The 19,929-nt window shown below is 24.4% G+C and carries 13 protein-coding genes and 1 tRNA gene; 2 read left to right on the forward strand and 12 right to left on the reverse strand.

Annotated elements, in window-relative coordinates; all coding sequences use genetic code 11:
• Positions 1-137 precede the first annotated feature (137 nt).
• Positions 138-1,085 carry a rhodanese-related sulfurtransferase gene (locus APCICUMA2628_RS01155; RefSeq protein WP_154027462.1) on the reverse strand — a complete coding sequence of 316 codons (948 nt, stop codon included), beginning with the start codon at positions 1,083-1,085 and terminating at the stop codon, positions 138-140.
• Positions 1,086-1,196: 111 nt separating this feature from the next.
• A complete protein-coding gene (locus tag APCICUMA2628_RS01160; protein ID WP_232036809.1) occupies positions 1,197-4,073 on the reverse strand; it encodes a valine--tRNA ligase in 2,877 nt (958 codons plus the stop codon).
• 659 nt (positions 4,074-4,732) lie between these two features.
• Here APCICUMA2628_RS01160 and argF point away from each other — a divergent pair.
• On the forward strand, positions 4,733-5,743 hold the full coding sequence (gene argF / locus APCICUMA2628_RS01165; RefSeq protein WP_154027464.1) for an ornithine carbamoyltransferase: 1,011 nt from the start codon (positions 4,733-4,735) through the stop codon (positions 5,741-5,743).
• Between the two features lie 104 nt (positions 5,744-5,847).
• A complete protein-coding gene (locus tag APCICUMA2628_RS01170) occupies positions 5,848-6,210 on the forward strand; it encodes a Rid family detoxifying hydrolase (protein WP_154027466.1) in 363 nt (120 codons plus the stop codon).
• An 84-nt stretch (positions 6,211-6,294) separates the two neighbouring features.
• Here the strand turns inward: APCICUMA2628_RS01170 and APCICUMA2628_RS01175 are convergent, their stop codons facing one another.
• From APCICUMA2628_RS01175 to ftsH, 10 genes are all read right to left on the reverse strand, one after another.
• Positions 6,295-8,040 carry a DEAD/DEAH box helicase gene (locus APCICUMA2628_RS01175; protein ID WP_154027468.1) on the reverse strand — a complete coding sequence of 582 codons (1,746 nt, stop codon included), beginning with the start codon at positions 8,038-8,040 and terminating at the stop codon, positions 6,295-6,297.
• Positions 8,041-8,296: 256 nt separating this feature from the next.
• On the reverse strand, positions 8,297-10,396 hold the full coding sequence (pnp, locus tag APCICUMA2628_RS01180) for a polyribonucleotide nucleotidyltransferase (protein WP_154027470.1): 2,100 nt from the start codon (positions 10,394-10,396) through the stop codon (positions 8,297-8,299).
• A gap of 208 nt (positions 10,397-10,604) precedes the next feature.
• Positions 10,605-10,874, reverse strand: coding sequence for a 30S ribosomal protein S15 (gene rpsO, locus APCICUMA2628_RS01185; RefSeq protein WP_154027472.1), 270 nt, complete (start codon positions 10,872-10,874; stop codon positions 10,605-10,607).
• A gap of 66 nt (positions 10,875-10,940) precedes the next feature.
• Positions 10,941-11,876: a tRNA pseudouridine(55) synthase TruB gene (truB, locus tag APCICUMA2628_RS01190; RefSeq protein WP_154027474.1), complete on the reverse strand. Its 936-nt coding sequence runs from the start codon at positions 11,874-11,876 to the stop codon at positions 10,941-10,943.
• Between the two features lie 38 nt (positions 11,877-11,914).
• Positions 11,915-12,277, reverse strand: a complete 363-nt coding sequence (gene rbfA / locus APCICUMA2628_RS01195; RefSeq protein WP_154027476.1) for a 30S ribosome-binding factor RbfA — start codon at positions 12,275-12,277, stop codon at positions 11,915-11,917.
• A gap of 82 nt (positions 12,278-12,359) precedes the next feature.
• On the reverse strand, positions 12,360-14,501 hold the full coding sequence (gene infB / locus APCICUMA2628_RS01200) for a translation initiation factor IF-2 (protein WP_420021844.1): 2,142 nt from the start codon (positions 14,499-14,501) through the stop codon (positions 12,360-12,362).
• A gap of 446 nt (positions 14,502-14,947) precedes the next feature.
• Positions 14,948-16,435 (reverse strand): transcription termination factor NusA, encoded by a 1,488-nt coding sequence (gene nusA / locus APCICUMA2628_RS01205; RefSeq protein WP_154027480.1) that lies wholly within the window; start codon positions 16,433-16,435, stop codon positions 14,948-14,950.
• A gap of 285 nt (positions 16,436-16,720) precedes the next feature.
• Positions 16,721-16,810, reverse strand: a tRNA-Leu gene (locus APCICUMA2628_RS01210).
• Between the two features lie 149 nt (positions 16,811-16,959).
• Entirely contained in the window at positions 16,960-17,208 is a 249-nt protein-coding gene (secG, locus tag APCICUMA2628_RS01215; protein ID WP_154027482.1) for a preprotein translocase subunit SecG, read from the reverse strand.
• Positions 17,209-18,053: 845 nt separating this feature from the next.
• The gene (ftsH, locus tag APCICUMA2628_RS01220) at positions 18,054-19,877 is read right to left on the reverse strand and encodes an ATP-dependent zinc metalloprotease FtsH (RefSeq protein ID WP_154027774.1); all 1,824 of its coding nucleotides are present in this window, start codon (positions 19,875-19,877) and stop codon (positions 18,054-18,056) included.
• Positions 19,878-19,929: the final 52 nt, after the last annotated feature.

The following is a 19,929-nucleotide window of genomic DNA, read 5'->3' on the forward strand; positions in this document are numbered from 1 at the left end:
ATTTTTAATTATTATGAGAATAATATACGATAAAAAACAAAATTTATATCTAAAAAATAATAATATTATTATCGCAATATCATTGCATACTATAAAATATTTAATAAATTTAAATAGTTAATATGAAAATCATTACTTTATTCATGAATAATATTTTTACATTCTAAACAACAACATGAATCTAATTTAATAGAACATGATCGACATTGGATAAATAAACGATGACAAAGATTATTAAAACAATTTATATGTGTCCGGTCTGTATATTCATCACAAGTTATACACTTAGATAAAATATCATTAGTGATTTTTTCCGACAAACGAGCATCAAAAACAAAAATTTTTCCTTTAAAATAATTAGGTAAATTATATTTTTTAACTTGTTTGATGTAACTTAAAATACCGCCATATATATGGTAAATGTTAGAAAAACCATGATGTTTTAACAAAGCAGTAGATTTTTCACAACGGATGCCTCCGGTACAATACATAACAATTTTTTTATGTTTATGTAATTTTAAATATTTTGGTAATTTTTTTAATTGTTCACGAAACGTTTGAGCAGGTAAAGTAATTGCGTTGCTAAAATGCCCAATTTCATATTCATAACTATTTCGCATGTCTAAAAATATACAATCTTTATCAAAAAAATATTTATTTACTAAAAAAGCATTTAGATAAATTCCTTTGTTATTCCTATTAAAATAAAAATTATTAATTGTACTCGATACAAGTTGTTTTTTAATTTTTATTTTTAAATTCCAAAAAGCTATTTTTTTATTCTCTATCGTGTAATTCATATACATTCGTTTAGTTTTTTTATCAATTCTTTTAAAAAAATGTTTAAAATACCTATATTGTATATCAGAAATACTAATTAGTGCATTAATTCCTTCTTTTGCAATATAAATTCGTCCTAAAATATTTTTTTTTTCTAATTTAGATGTTATTAAATTTAATAATTTTTTAGGGTCTTTAACAAAAAAATATTTATAAAAAGAAACGATCATATTTTTATGACTAACAACTTCATTATAAATATTTTTTAAATTAGTTTGTAATTTTTTTTTTATTATTCTATGCATAGTTTATAACCAATTTTATTTTTCATAAAAATTAACTAATATAAATATATATAAAATAAAACATTAATTAATCAAAATGAACGTATTTAAAGTAAAAAAATATTTATAATTTTATACTAGTAATTTTTGAAATAATTTTTGTTTTTGATGATTCATCTTTTTTAAAGAATTTTCGGAATTCTTTAATGATAATTTTTGTTCTGATATAAAATATGACGGTGCTTTTTTTAAAAAATTCTTATTTAATAATAAAGACTTAATTTTTTTAATATTTTTATTAATTACTAAGATTTTTTTATCAATACGTTTTAATTCTATATCAATATTTAATTTCGAATTTATTAAAATAAATATCTCTACATCATCTATAATTCGCATTATATATGAAGAAAGATTATCTATATCTACAATTTCAGTTAAACAATCTAAATACGCAATTTTTTTTAATAAAGTATTATTTTCGTTTAAAAAAACTTTTTGATCTAAAGAAATATTTTTTAAATATACTTGTAACAGTGTTGTATGTTTAACTTTGGTATCTACTCGAACACATCGTAAAACAGAAATAATTTTTTTAAACCAAGACATAAACTTATTGATGTCACTATTATTATAGTGACTATAATATTTCGGAAATGAATTTAAAAAAATAATAGAATTAAATTGTTTATTCAATTGGTATAAAAAATTCCAAATATATGTTGTAATAAATGGCATAATAGGATGTATCATTAATAAAATTGCACTTAATATTCGAAATAAAGTATTTTTAACAGCATTAACCTCATAATCTAAACCAAACTGTAAAATTGGTTTTATCATTTCTAAATATTGATCGCAAAAAATATTCCATATAAATTTATATAACAATCTAGATAAACGATCAAATCGAAATAATTTTAACAAAACGTGATATTTATTAATAACATTATTTAATTTAAAATAAATCCAATGATCTAGCAAAAGAGAAGAAAAAATTTTTTTTTGATATACAGTATTTTTGATATTCTTAATTACAAATCGACTAGCATTCCAAATTTTATTACAAAAATTTTGATATCCATTTAAACGATTCATGTCCCAATTAATATTTCTGCTTGTAGTAGCTAATGAGATAAATGTATACCGTACTGCATCAGTACTATGTGCGCAAATACCATGCGGAAAATATTTAATAGTATTATTTTTAACTATTTTAGATATTTTTTTGTTATGAATTAAATTTTTTGTCCTTTTTTTTATTAGTTTTATTAAACTAATTCCATCAATCATATCAATAGGGTCTAAAACATTACCATTAGATTTTGACATTTTTTGACCGTTTTCATCTCGTATTAATCCTGTTAAATATACTGTTTTAAAAGGAATTTGAGCATTTCCATGTTTATCTTTTAAGATATACATAGTAATCATAATCATACGAGCAATCCAAAAAAAAATAATATCAAAACCACATACTAAAACATCAGTAGGATGAAAAATTGATAATTTTTTGTTATCAACAGGCCAACCTAATCCGGCAAATGTCCATAAACTTGAAGAAAACCACGTATCTAATACATCTGGATCTTGAAAAAGTAATATATCTTTATCCAAAGAATATTCTTGTCGAATAGATGTTTCGTTTTCACCTACATAAATATTATCGTGTACATCATACCAGACTGGAATTTGATGTCCCCACCATAATTGACGAGAAATACACCAATCTTGAATATTATTCATCCAAGATAAAAACATATTAGTATATTGTTGGGGTATAAAAACAATTTTTTTTTCTTTTACGGCATTAACAGCTGTAATAGATAATAATTTTGTACTCAAATACCATTGATTTGTTAATTTAGGCTCTAAAACAACGCCACTTCTATCCCCATAAGGAATACTATTCCTACATATAATAGATTTTTTTAAACATCCTATCTTTTTTAACATTGACAAAATTTTCTTACGTGCCAAAAATCGATCTAAAGATCGTAAATCTTTTGGAATAAAACTATTAAATAATTTTATTTTTTGACCGCGATAATTAAAAATATTTAATTTATTTAATATTGTTCCACTTTTAGAAAAAATATCAATCATTGATAATTTATTACGTTGACCGATTTCATAATCATTAAAATCATGAGCGGGAGTTACTTTCATACATCCAGTCCCTTTTGACATATCAATAGATACATCGCTAATAATGGGAATAATTCGATCAACTATAGGAACTTTAACAAAACAACCGATATATTTTTTATATCTAACGTCATCAGGGTGTACTGCTAAAGCGGTATCTCCTAATAATGTTTCTGGTCGAGTTGTAGCAATTACTACACTAGCTTTATTAATAAATTTTATATGACGACAACTATCATGTATTAAAAAATATTCAATATACCACATTGTATTTGAACCGGCGCGATTTTCAACTTCTAAATCAGATACTACAGTTTTAAATTTTGGATCCCAATATACTAGTTTCTTATTTCTATAAATTAATCCATCTTTATATAACATAATAAAAACTTTTTTAACGGCTATAGAAAAATCAGTATCTAATGTAAACCGTACTTCGTTCCAATTAATTAAATGGCCTAATCGTTTGATTTGATCAAACATAATAGATTCAGATTTTTTCTTCCAATTAAAAATTTTTTTAATAAATTCTTTTCTAGTATACGAGTTTTTATTTTTTCCTTTCTGTTCAAATAAATTACGTTCCACTACCATTTGCGTAGCAATACCTGCATGATCAGTTCCCATTTGTAACAAAGCATTTTTTCCAGACATACGATGATATCGTATTAAAACATCCATAATAGTCTGTTGAAATGCGTGTCCTATATGTAAATAACCAGTTATGTTAGGCGGTGGAACCATGATACAAAAATTATTTTTTATAATATTTTTGTTATCAGAACAAAAAAAATTATTTTTTTTAAAAATTTTTTGTATTTTTTTTTCTATTAAAATAAAATTAAAATTTTTATCCATCATATTTTTTAGTTACATTAGTTTATTTGTTTAGTAATATACATGATAATCATCATTAATTTTATATTGATAATTAAATATATATTTTTAAATATATTTAGCATATAAAAATATGATAATATAGTAATTCATATAAATATTTTAAATAATTTTTTAATGAATATAAAATATATTGTTAACAACATTAAGATTAATATCTTTATATTACTAAATAATAGTGATTTTACTATATTTATATTATAAAAAATAATATAAAATAATTAGTATTCAAAATACTAAATAAGTATTATCCTGAAAATTAACAATTAAAAACCTATATACTAATATACAAAATATAAATTATAATCACTATGTCCATACAAATGATTATGTTATGTATATAACATATATTACTTTCCAACTAAATCATAAAATATCATCTATATATTAGGACATAAATTTATTATTTTCAATTAAATTTTAATATAATTAAATATATTTAATTATATTAAAATTCATTAATATATGAAATAAATATTATTATTATGTTATATATAAACATAATAATATATATATAGATATATTAGCATATAAAATATCTATTCCGGATAACTGATCTTTATATATATAAAAATATAATATTTATTCACTTAATATAAATTTATATTTATAGGAAAAATAATATGAAAACATTATATCAAAAAAGTTGCCTAAAATTATCAGATTTTACATCCAAAGAAATATTTTATTTGATAAAATTATCAAAATTTTTAAAAACTAATAAAAAAAATAAAAAAGAAAAAAAATATATTAAAGGAAAAAATATAGCGTTAATTTTTGAAAAACCATCTACTAGAACAAGATGCGCTTTTGAAGTTGCAGCATATGATCAAGGAGCACACACTACATATATAGGACCTAATGATACCCATATTGGATACAAAGAATCTATTGAAGATTCAGCTAAAGTATTAGGAACTATGTATGATGGTATCCAATATAGAGGATACTCCGATTCAATACTTACGGATCTTAAAAATTATTCTAAAATACCTGTTTGGAACGGATTAACAGACAAATTTCATCCCACTCAAATTTTAGCGGATTTACTTACTATCAAAGAAACTTTTCCTGAAAAATTATTAAAAACCATTCACTGTGCATACGTCGGAGACGCTCAAAATAATATTGCTAACTCATTAATAGAAGCTGCGAATATAATAAATTTTAAATTAAATATTATATCTCCTACATCATATTGGCCTCAAAAACAATATTTATCTAACAAATATCCCGTATATAATAAAAATATTTTTTACACTAGCAATGTTCAAGAAGGTGTAAAAAATGTTGATTGTATTTATACAGATGTATGGGTTTCTTTAGGAGAAAATAAAGATATATGGAAAAAAAGAATAAAAGAATTATATCCATATCAAGTTAATGAAAAAATGATAGATTTAACTAATAATCCTAATATTAAAATATTGCATTGTTTACCTGCATTACATAATAAAAAATCTGTAATTGGATTTAAAATCCATAATAAATTCAACATTTATAACGGATTAGAAATCACTGATAATATCTTTAATTCCTGTATTAACTTAAGTTTTCAACAATCTGAAAATCGATTACATACCATTAAAGCCTTATTAGTATCATGTTTATCAAAAGAAAAAATTTTATACTAAAATATGTTTATTATTTTTATAATAAAAAACATATTTAATTATCGTATTTAATACAATTCACGATTAGTAATTATCATTAATGTCATAATAATATGGAAAAATATATGTTAACAAAAAAAATATTTGGACCTTATTCTCCTATTTTAAAAATAAATAATTTATTTTTTATTTCAGGACAGATTCCAATCAATCTAACTACCGGTGTTATACCAAAAAATATATCCGAACAAACAACTTTAATATTAAAAAATATGAATATATTGTTACAAGAAAATAAAATAAGTATTAAAAATATTATTAAAACCACTATTTTTACAACAAAAATGGATAAATTAAAAGAAATTAATTTATCCTATCAAAAATTTTTTGATAAATATACTAAAAAATATCCAGCTAGATCATGTGTTGGTGTATCAGAATTACCTAAAAAAGTATCTATAGAAATTGAAGCAATAGCATCTATATAACAGATATTATAAAAATATGCCACATAGTGGCATAAAAAATATATAAATTGATAATTTAATCACATTAATGATATTAATAGAACCTTAAACGTTATTTTTTTTATAATTTTGACGATTTCGAGATATAAAATTTTTTTTATTTTCACGAAATACAGGATTTTTTAACAATTTTATATTAATAGGTTTATTTAAAATACGTGTACGCAACAAACAAATCAATAATCGTTTAGAATGACTTTTTGGTAATTCAATAGTAGAATAATTAGAAAATAAACGAATATTACCAATTAAGCGACTACTAATATCTCCTTCATTTGCAATTGCTCCTACAATATGACGAACTTCTATTCCATCATTACGACCTACTTCGATACGACAAATAATCATATTATCTAATTTTTTACGATCTTGTACAAAACGAGATGGTGAATATCTTTTAATGGCAGTATATTTATTACTATTAGTTACAGAAAACAAAGAATTATTTTTAAAAGACAAAGAAGCATATTTTCTATCTGGCGGAATAATTAACGGACGTTCTCCTTGCACTAATTTTAGTAATGCTGCTGATAACTTTTCGAAACTCCAACCATCTTTTAAATTTAATTTATACAATAATAATTTATATGATTCTAAATCACAACTATCTAATTGATTTTGTATTTTTTCTGAAATAACTTTTAATCTACATTGAGCTACTAATTCAGATTTTGGTAATTGTATTTCTTGAATAGAATGTTTAATAATTCTTTCTATATTATGTAATAATCTACGCTCACGATATTCTACAAATAATAATGCTCGACCAGTACGACCTGCTCGACCAGTACGACCAATACGATGCACATATGACTCTGCATCCATCGGAATATCATAATTAATAACAAAACTAATACGATCTACATCTAATCCTCGTGCAGCAACATCCGTAGCAATTAATATATCTAATTTTCCCGTTTTTAATCGATCTAACGTTTGTTCTCTTAATAATTGATTCATATCACCATTTAGTGCTGCACTATTATATCCATGTTTTTCTAATGTTTCTGCTACTTCTAAAGTAGTATTTTTAGTACGGACAAAAATGATAGTAGCGGAAAAATCTTCAACTTCTAAAAATCTAATTAAAGCATCAGTTTTTTTTCCACGTACTATCCAGTAACTTTGTTGTATATCAGGACGTGTTATTCCAGTAGATTGTATTTTAACTTCTTTAGGTGCATTCATAAATCGTTGAGATATTCTACGAATCATATTAGGCATAGTAGCTGAAAATAATGCAGTTTGGTGTTTTTTAGGAATTTGTGACATAATATTTTCTACATCCTCTATAAAACCCATACGCAACATTTCATCCGCTTCATCTAATACCAGACTACGTAGATGTACTAAATTCAAAGTGCCTCTTTTTAAATGATCTAACAATCTACCGGGTGTTCCTACAATAATCTGCGGACCTTTTCTAAGTACTTGTAATTGAATATCATATCTTTGACCGCCATATAATGCTAATACTTGTATTCCACTTAAATATTGAGAAAAATCAGAAAATGCTTTTGCTACTTGAATAGCTAATTCCCTAGTAGGGGCTAAAACGAGTATCTGAGGGGATTTCAAAGAAATATCAAGATTATTTAATAACGGTAATGCAAATGCAGCTGTTTTACCACTACCTGTTTGAGCCATTCCTAAAACATCTTTACCGGATAATAAATAAGGAATACAAGTAGATTGAATTGGTGAAGGTTTTGTATATCCTAATTTTTTTAACGATTTTAATAAAATAGGATTAAGCCCAAAAATAGAAAAAGAATGATGAATTTGAGTCATGCAGAGTATAAGCCTCTTTATGTTACAACTATGGCCAGTCTACTACATAACTCATAATGAAAATATATTAATATTTTCATTGCAGAAGAGTATGAACCGGCTATATTGCATATATATAAATTTTTTAAAAAACAATAAATTTTTAATAAAAATTTAAATATTAAATATTTAATATTTAAATAATATAATAAAAAATTTATTATACAATAAATGTCAAAAATAAGATAGTCTATAAAAATTAGAAAAAGTAAAATTTTTATAATCTATTTAATAAATTAGTATCTTTCATGCTTAAACGAATACGTCCTTGTCGATCTACTTCTAATACTTTTACAGAAATAATTTGATCAATTTTTAAATAATCAATAACTTTATCAACTCTTTTATGTGAAATTTGAGAAATATGTATTAATCCTTCTCGTCCGAAGCCGATAGAAACAAACGCTCCAAAATCTAAAATACGTGTTACTTTACCGGAATAAATTTTTCCAATTGTAATATCTGCGGTAATTTCTTTAATTCTACGCATAGCGTGTTTAGCTTTTTCTCCTACTGTCGCAGAAATTTTAACTATTCCGTCATCTTTAATTTCAATAACTGTACCTGTTTCTTCAGTTAACATTCTGATAATAGAACCACCTTTGCCAATAACATCTTTTATTTTTTCCGGATTAATTTTCATAGTATATATTCTAGGAGCAAACTTAGAAATATCACTTCTAGGAATATTTAAAGTAGCCTCCATAATATCTAATATTTTTAATCTTGCAGATTTTGCTTGATATAATGCATCTTTAATAATATCACTCGTAATACCGGAAATTTTTATATCCATCTGCAAGGCAGTAATACCTTTTCTACTACCAGATACTTTAAAATCCATATCTCCTAAATAATCTTCATCCCCTAAAATATCTGATAAAATTACATAAGAATCTTTTTCTTTTATTAGACCCATAGCGATTCCGGCAATAGCTGATTTAATAGGAATTCCTGCGTCCATTAAAGCTAAAGATGCTCCACATACAGAAGCCATAGAAGAAGAACCATTCGATTCTGTTATTTCGGACACTAAACGAATCGTATATGGAAATTGTTCAATATTCGGCATAACAGCTACAAAACTACGTTTAGCAAGTTTTCCGTGACCAATTTCTCTTCGTTTCGGTGATCCAACTATTCCAATTTCACCAACAGAATACGGTGGAAAGTTATAATGAAATAAAAAATTATCAGTTCTATCACCTAATAAATCATCTAAATTTTGTGCATCTCGTGATGTTCCTAATGTAGCGGAAACTAATGCCTGCGTTTCTCCTCTAGTGAACAATGCAGATCCGTGAACACGCGGGAGTACTCCTGTTCTTACATCAATCGGTCTAATTTCATTATTCATTCGTCCATCAATTCTTAATTTACCTTTCAAAATACGATTACGTACGATTTTTCTCTCTAATAAATAAATAATTTCTTCAATTTTAGAACTAGTTAATAGATTATCATAGTCTAATAAATCTATAATGACTTTTTGTTTAATTTCGCTTAACTTATTTAATCTTTCTTTTTTCGTAAAAATATGATATGCATATTCAATATCTTTTTTGACTCTTTGAGATACTAATTCATATAAAATATGATCGGGTGTATATACATTAAAACTAATATTAGGAATTTTATTTGCTTTTTTAGAAAAGTAATAAATATTATCAATTAAAAATTTTTGATTTTCATGTCCGAATAAAATAGCATTTAAAATATTTTCTTCAGATAAAACATGAGCTTCAGCTTCAACCATTAAAATAGTATTTTTAGTTCCTGAAACTACTAGATCTAAACAACTTTTTTTAATTTTTTCTATTGACGGATTTAAAACATATTGATTATCTATAAATCCTACACGTGCAGCTCCTATAGGACCTGAAAAAGGTAATCCAGATAAGCATAATGCAGCAGATACACCAATAATAGAAATTATATCAGGATTAATTTGAGGATTTACTGAAATAACTGTTGCAATAATTTGAACTTCATTTAAAAAATCTTTAGGGAACAAAGGACGTATTGGTCTATCAATTAATCGAGAAATTAAAATTTCATTTTCACTAGGACGTCCTTCTCGACGAAAAAAACCACCTGGAATTCTACCTGCAGCATAAGTTCGTTCTTGATAATTTACAATTAAAGGGAAAAATTTTTGTCCAGACAATACAGGAGCTCCACTCACTATAGTTATAAGTACAGTAGTATCATCCATACTAGCTAAAACTGAAGCGGTAGCTTGTCGTGCAATTACTCCTGTTTCTAATATAATAGAATGCTGACCATATTTAAATTTATGTATAATTGGTTTTAACAAAATGAATATCCTTAAATAAAAATAATCTAAAAAATATTTATATGTTTGTATAAAACAATGTAATATTAAATACTTTTTAAAAAAATTAAAATTATATTTTAATAAATATAAAATATACAGAAAAGAACTATCATAAATCTTTTCTGTATATAAATTACACTCTATTTTTAATAAATTTTAATACTATAAATAACTACCTAATAATAAATTAATAACGTAAATTAAGTTCTTTAATTAAAAAAAGATAGTGCTCACGTTGATTAGATTTAATATAATCTAATAATTTTCTACGCCGAGAAACTAATTTTAATAAACCTTTACGGCCACAATGATCGTTACGATGTAAAATAAAATGTTTTTGTAAATAATTTATTTTTAGCGTTAATAATGCAATCTGTACTGATGAATTACCGCTATTATTATCCGATCCCCCGTGCTTTAAAATTACATCTTTTATTAAGGATGTATTTTTTAACATAACAACTCCTACATAAAAATTTATAAAAAGCAAATGTTAAATGCATTATGACATTATTTGTTAAAATTAATTATTTAAGATACATTTTGGAATTAACAGTCCTAGTTTATTTATCTTCCCGATTCCTAAAAATATCTTATTAATACCAGATACTACTCGTACTAAACCTATCTTAGAAAAGATAAATAAAGATATACATATATTTTTTTTAAAATCCTCTATATCTTTATTAAATAATTTTACTTGAGGATATTGTAAAAATATAGAACTAATCGGTAATAAAAATGTTTTTAACATACTATTTTTATAAAAACTATATATTTGTTTTGTATGTTTATTTTCAACCGAATATAAATTCGATAATTTTATTAATTGTGATGAATAATATGGACCAACTTGTAAACGACGTAAAAAAATTACATGCGCTCCACATTTTAATAGTTTACCGATATCATATACTAAACTACGAATATATGTTCCTTTTGAACAAGAAACTGTAAACTCTATAAAGTTATGAACTCTTTGAATAAAATTTAATTGATAAATTACAACTGTTCTCGTACAACGAGATATTACGATACCTAATCGAGCATATTTATATAATGGAATTCCATAATATTTAACAGCTGAATACATAGGTGGAATTTGTTTTATTGTGCCAATAAATTTATTAAAAATATCAATAATATCATTTGTATTTACGTATACCGGGCTAGTATGAATAATTTTACCTGATAAATCACCAGTAACTGTACTAATTCCTAATTTTGCAATTACATGATATTTTTTTACTGAATTTGTCAAATATTGTGAAAATTTTGTTGCATAACCAAATAAAATAGGTAAAACACCCGTAGCTAATGGATCTAACGATCCTGTATATCCGGCTTTATGAGCATAGAAAATTTTTTTAACATGCTGTAGCGTACAATTAGATGAAATACCTTTCGGTTTATCTAGCAATAAGATTCCAGAATCATATTTATTATCTTGATAATCCATATTAAACCTAAACGTATAAGTTTTTATAAAATATATAGTTAATTAACTAATTTAGTTTTATTAATTAAATTAGAAATAAACATACCTGTTATATAAGAAGTATCATGAAAAAAGCATAATTTAGGAATAATACGAACATATAACTTTTTCTTAATAAGAGAACGAATAAACCCTTCTGCTTTTTGCAATATTTTTAATATTAATTTAATAATTTTTTTATCTTGATAGTTTGAACATGTAAAAAATATTTTAGCGTAACTTAAATCAGAAGATAATTTTACTTCTAATATTGTAATTAAAAAAATTAATCTTGGATCTCGTAAATGTCTTTGAATAATCACAGCAATCTCTTTATGTAAAAGACGCTCTAATCGTACTGATCGACTAAAATTTTTTAACATATCATTTCCTAATAATTATTAATTTTAATATATAAAAAATGTATAATAGATACAAAATTTTAATTTAAGTATAAATAATCATTTATTTTAAAAATTTAAATACCTCAATTACATCTCCTATTCTAATATCATTATAATTTTTTACTCCAATACCACATTCAAAACCGATGCGAACTTCAATAACATCTTCTTTAAAGCGACGCAATGATTCTAATTCACCTTCATAAATAACAATATTATCACGTAATACCCGTATTGGATTAGATTTTTTAATAATACCTTCTTTTACCATACATCCTGCCACTAAACCAAATTTAGGAGCTTTAAAAATACTTCTAACTTCTGCTAGTCCAATTACTTTTTGTTCATTAATTGGTATTAACAAGCCAGACATAACTACTTTGACATCACTAATTAAATTGTATATTATTGAATAATACCGAACATTTAAATGTTCTAATTCTATTACCTTTTTCGCGGAAATATCTGCACGAACATTAAATCCTATTAAAGTAGATGCAGTGGTAATACTCAAATAAGCATCAGTTTCTGTAATAGAGCCTACTCCGGACATAATAACATTTATTTTAATAACTTTATCAGAAATTAAATTTAATGAATCTAATATTACTTCTAAAGATCCCTGTGTATCTGCCTTTAAAATAATATTCAAATCAGATATTTTTTTTGTACTAATTTGATCAAATAAATTATTCATATCAATTTTTTTTATATTTGATAACTTATTTTCTCGATACTGTACTTTACGATATAACGATAATTCTTTAGCTTTCTTTTCATTACGAACAACGATTAATTTATCTCCTGTTCTTGGAACACCGGATAAACCAAAAACTTCTACGGGAATTGACGGTCCAGCTAAAGAAACATTTTCATGAAATTCATTCCTAAGTAATTTAATTTTTCCGTGTTCTGCCCCGCAAATAGCAATATCATGTATATGTAAAGTACCTTCATTAATTAACACTGTCGCTACCGGCCCACGCTGAATATCTAAAAAAGATTCAATAACTATACCTGTAGCCATTCCTGTATGTACTGTTTTTAATTCTAGCATTTCTGCTTGCAATAAAATTGCAGATAATAAATTATCAACACCAATACCTGTTTTAGCTGAAACTAATACAAATATATTTTCTCCACCAAATTCTTCGGAAATAATGGAATACTTCATTAATTCTTTTTTTATTTTATTTATATTAGATGTCGTTTTATCAATTTTATTAATTGCTACTATTATTGGTACATTTGCATTTTTAGCATGCTGAATAGCTTCTATAGTTTGCGGCATCACCCCGTCGTCTGCTGCTACTACTAAAACTACTATATCAGTAATTTTAGTGCCTCTTGCTCTCATAGCTGTAAATGCAGCATGTCCAGGAGTATCAAGAAACGTAACAATACCTTGAGATGTATTAACATGATATGCACCTATATATTGTGTGATACCTCCTGCTTCTTTAAAAGCAACTTTAGTGGATCGAATATAATCTAATAATGACGTTTTTCCATGATCAACATGTCCGACCATAGTAACAATAGGCGGTCTCAATTGTAATATACCATTTCCAAAATCACGATCTTTCATTAAATAATATTCTAATTCATTGTCTGGATATACGTGTACCTTATGGCCCATTTCTTCTATTACCAATTGAGCTATATCTTTCTCTAGAATTTGGTCTGAAGTTGCAGATATTCCCAAATTCAGTAAAATATTAATAATTTTAGATTGTTTAACTGCTATTTTGTTAGATAATTCTGAAACTGTTATATTGTTACCAATACTGATTACTTTGTTTATAATTTTGGTAGGTTTATTAAATTTTTGATGTAACATAAAATTTTTTATTAAACATGATTTATTTTTTTTTTTATAATTTACAAATTTTTTTTCCGATCCTTTTAACATAGACATGTTATTTTTTTTTTTATTTTTTTTATTTTTAATAAATTTAATTAATTTTTTATTATCAGTGTTATTACTGATAATGATATTTTTATCCTGAACATTATCTATATTTTTGTTATTTACTTGTTTTATAGAATTAAAGTTATTTTTTTTACTTGTTAATACATTATTATTATTTAACCGATTAAACTTTGATGATTTTTGATACATAAATTGTTTAAATAAATTATTTGTATTTTTTAAATTTTTTTTTGATACAGAAATATCAGTTTTAGTAATATTAGAGTCCATAGGATGTAAAGATTGTTCATGCGCATTGATCATTTTTTTTTTATGATCTTTAATTAATAATTCATTATCATGATTATCTCTTATTTTTTTAAATTTCACTGTTAAAATTATCTCTTTTATTGTAAAGGTATATTCCATTAAAAACTAATATTATAAAATCTATTAAAATATATATATAAAATATATGTATAAAATATATGTTACACATACTCTCCTTCAAGAGTAAAACAATTCTTAATAATACAAATATTTTCATTAAAATAAATGAAAATATGTTTTTTATATATATAAAATTTTTTAATAAAAAATGATTAAAGCATTTTTTTATATAAAAAAATCATTCTGCATTAAACAAAATATTACATAAATTTTTTAAAAAATAATTTAATATTCTTTAAAATGTTCTTAATGATGTCTATAATAAATTTCATATTTTATACTCCATATTATTTACGTTCATGAAACCAACAAATATTTCTAGCTTCCATAATTAATTTACCAGCTTGGATAGATGTTAATGCTGTAATATCATTTAAATCATCAATACTCTGTTCAGCTAAATGTTCTAAAGTATATATTTTTTTTTCTATTAATTTTTTAATTACAATTTTATTAATATGTTTTAAGTGTAATAATCCTGAATCTATACAATTTTTATTAAATTTTTCAACTGATTTATCAGAATAATTTTTTAAAATAAATATTGCTTTTTTTTGGATGCTTAAAATAACATCACTTTTAATTCCTGTAATAGATAATAATGCATGTATTGGTGCATTGGCAATAGATTGTATTGAATAAAATCCTGCACTAACTAATGCTGAAATATTATTATCAGTAAGATTTAATTTATTTTTAAAAACTTGAAAACACTCTTTTTTTTTAAATTTATTATTTTTTTTTAAATCAAGCGAAGTCATGACATTTAGTTCCCATCCTGTTAATTGTGATGCTAGACGAACATTTTGCCCGTTTCTTCCTATAGCTTGAGCTAAATTACAAGCTTTAACAGATATGTTAATAGTATTAGTACTACTATCTAAAATAATTGACGATACATCAGCCGGAGACATAGAATTAATTACAAATTTTTCTGGATTATTATCCCATAAAATTACATCAATTCTTTCTCCACATAACTCGCTAGAAACGGCCTGAACTCGCGCTCCTCTCATACCAACACACGCGCCTACTGGATCAATTCTACCGTCACATGTCATAACAGCTATTTTAGATCTTAATCCAGGATCACGAGCAATAGCTTTAATTTCTATTAATTTTTCCCCAATTTCAGGTACTTCAATACGAAATAATTCAATTAACATATCTGCGTTAGACCGACTAATAAATAGTTGCGCGCCGTGTGTTTCATGAGAAATATTATATAATAAACCTCGAACTCTATCATTAATCCTAAAATTTTCTCTAGGTAACATATCTTCTCGCATAATTATACCATCGATATTGTTACCAACATCTAAAATAATATAATCTCTGTTAATTTTTTTTACTGTACCTGTAATAATATGACCTTTTTTTTTATAAAATTGATTAATACTAATTTCTCTTTCAGCTTCTCTAACTTTTTGTATAATAACTTGCTTGGCTATCTGCGTAGCAATACGATCAAAAGTTACTGAGTGAATACAGTCTTCCATATAATCATCTAATTGTATAGCTTTATCTTCAAAACGAGCTGCTTCTAATGTAATTTCTTTAGTTGGATTAGATACAATATTCACTACTAACCATCTTCGATATGTATTAAAACTACCGTTTTTGCGATTTATACATACTCTAATATTAATATCTTGATCATATTTTTTTTTAGTAGCGATAGCTAAAGCACTTTCTAAAGCTTCAAAAATTTTTTCTCTTGGAATAGATTTTTCATGTGAAACAGCATCTACTACAGACAATATTTCTTTGTTCATATCAGCTATCCTTCAATTAAAAATGGATATATTTAACCAAATAAACAAGTCAAAAGAAAAATAAATTTTTATTAATCTAAATAAAATAACAATATTTTATGTATAAAATTAATTTTTTATCATATTAAATAGTTTTTGTAATAAATATTACTAATCAATATTAGTATATATACCGTTTACAACAAAAAACCCCGAACTGTTCGGGGTTAAAATATTAAATAATACCATCATACAAATAAACGTGATATAAATATCAAAAAAGAAAGAAAAAAGAAACATAATTTATACCGAAGACGGGATTCGAACCCGTATACTCTTTTAAAATTAAGTACTATCTCCTCAAGATAGCGTGTCTACCTATTTCACCACTTCGGTTAAAATTTGTTATACTAGTGTAATTTATAAATTTATACTAAATCAATGAAAATAATTAAAAATAAAAATATTATTATTATCTGAAATGACTATTAATAACATTTAATTACCTTTGTATATAAAAAATAATAAAAATTATTTATCAATAATTATACATGTAAACTACTTGTAGTCCACGCGCTAAACTTGCATAATAATATACTTACTACAAAAAATAATACTAATAATACTAATATTATATACATCATTACATGACTTTTTGAATGCTCAGTAAACAATTGAGATGAATAATCATTCGTATTAGCAGATAAATTATTACCTGAGCTATACTGAAATATAATAGTAGTAACCAATAAAAAAGAAATAATCACAAATATAATTAATAAAAAAAGATGCATAAAAATACCATATATATTATCGTAATGTTGATTACGACATAATGAATTAATATAAATTATTTATATTGTTAAAAATTTAACAAACAAGACAGTTGTTATTTTATATATTGTACAATAATACATATAAATAAAATACTATATAATAGTTTTATATTTATAAAATTGTGTTTTAAAAATAATTATTTATATTTATATCAACGATAATTATTTGAAATAAAAAACTTTAAAAACATATTACCTATCTCTAATAGAGCTTATAACAAATATAAGACATAAATAGTATATATCTCTAAGATATATACTATTTATGTCTATCGTGCATCACGTGATACATCATTAGATGTATATAATCTACATATACCTATAATTTTAAAAATAATTATTACATATTTATGATCCATGATCATAAATATGTAATTATATACACTATATTAACTATAAATACAAAATATTTTGTTAAAATTATTATTTTTAGTTGTTAACAAAAATTAAATCTTTATATATGTTTACATATATCTTTTATAATATCAAAATTTATTTGTTACATATGTCATATATATTTTGTATTAAAAATATATTTCATATCCATAAATATATTCTATACAAAATATAGAATATATAAAATCGATTGATTTTATATATCAAATACTTATTAATGATATCTATTTTTATGATAGATATCATCAATTTATAATATTTTTAACTATCGACCATACATAAAAATAATTTTGTTATACTTACTTATTAATTCATTTAATAAATCATACAAATTAATAAATATTAAAGTTAACATAATACATAAAAAATAAAAACAATTTACATTATTTGCATGATAAATATCATGGTCAACGTAAATGCCATCCTTCCGGATCACGCACTAATTTTCTAGACATTAAATCATCAATTTGTAACGAATTAATAGTTTCATATTTTATTAAAGCATCTTTCATAGCGTGAAGAATATCAATATTTTCATGCAAAATTTTTTTTGCACGTTGATAATTTATATCAATTAATAATTTTATTTCTTCATCAATATCCTGTATAGTTTTATCAGAAAAATACTTATTTTGAGATACTGATCGATCTAAAAAAAATTCTTTATCTTCTTCTGTATATAACAATGGTCCCAGCTTATCTGAAAAACCCCACTGAGTTACCATTCTTCGCGCTAAATTAGTAGCTGTTTTAATATCATTACACGCACCAGTAGATACTTGATCTAATCCGTAAATAATTTCTTCAGCTAAACGTCCTCCGTATAATGTAGAAATCTGACTTTCTAATTTTTGACGATTAGCGCTAAATATATCATGTTTTGGTAAAAATAATGTGACTCCTAAAGATTTTCCTCTAGGAATAATTGTAACCTTATGTACCGGATCATGACCCGGAACTAATCTTCCAACAATAGCATGTCCTGATTCATGGTATGCAATAGATTCTCTTTGATTATCTGTCATAACAATAGATCGTCTTTCAGATCCCATTGTAATTTTATCTTTAGATTTTTCAAATTCTAACATAGTGACAGCTATTTTATTACAACGAGCTGCTAATAAAGCTGATTCATTCACTAAATTAGCTAGATCAGCACCTGAGAATCCAGGAGTACCTCTAGCGATTACTATAGGTATTACATCATTAGCAATAGAAATTTTACGCATATGAATTTTTAAAATTTCTTCTCGTCCAACAAGATCTGGTAAGGATACTACTACTTGTCGATCAAATCTACCCGGCCTTAATAAAGCAGGATCTAAAACGTCCGGTCGATTTGTTGCAGCTACTAAAATAATTCCTTCATTACCTTCAAATCCATCCATTTCTACTAATATTTGATTTAAAGTTTGTTCACGTTCATCATGACCACCTCCTACACCAGTTCCTCTTTGTCTACCTACTGCATCAATTTCATCAATAAAAATTATACAAGGCGCATATTTTCTTGCATTTTCAAACATATCGCGTACTCGAGAAGCACCGACTCCTACAAACATTTCTACAAAATCAGATCCTGAAATTGTAAAAAACGGAACATTAGCTTCACCGGCAATTGCTTTAGCTAACAATGTTTTGCCTGTACCGGGAGGACCAACTAGTAATATACCTTTAGGTATTTTACCGCCTAACTTTTGAAATCTTTGTGGTTCTCGTAAATATTCAACTATTTCGGAAACATCTTCTTTTGCTTCTTTACATCCAGCAATATCTAAAAAAGTAGTTTTAACTTTATTTTTAGATAACATTTTAGCTTTACTTTTACTGAAAAATAATGCTCCTTTTCTACTACCGTTTTGTACCTGTTTCATTAAAAAAATCCATATTCCCGCTATTAAAAAAATAGGAAACCATGAAAAAAATACAGAAATTAAAAAATTTTGTGAATCTGGAGTAACACCAATAATAACGATATTTTTTTCTAATAACATATTTAATAATTGAGAGTCATAAACAGGCATATAAGTAATATACTTCGTCATATCTTTTCTAGTAACTTCAATTTTTTTGCCATTAATTTGAGTTTCAAGAATTTTATTCTGATTAACTTCTGATAAAAACGTAGAATAATTAATATTAGAATTATTTGTAGTATATATATTTAAAATTTGAATTAATGACATTAATATAACTGACACAAAAAACCAAAAAGTTAAATTTTTAACTATATTATTCAAACGATAACCCCACTTTATACTAATATTAAAATAAAATAAAAAA

The sequence above is a fragment of the Buchnera aphidicola (Cinara cuneomaculata) genome, assembly GCF_900698865.1.
Lineage (GTDB): Bacteria > Pseudomonadota > Gammaproteobacteria > Enterobacterales > Enterobacteriaceae > Buchnera_F > Buchnera_F aphidicola_AA.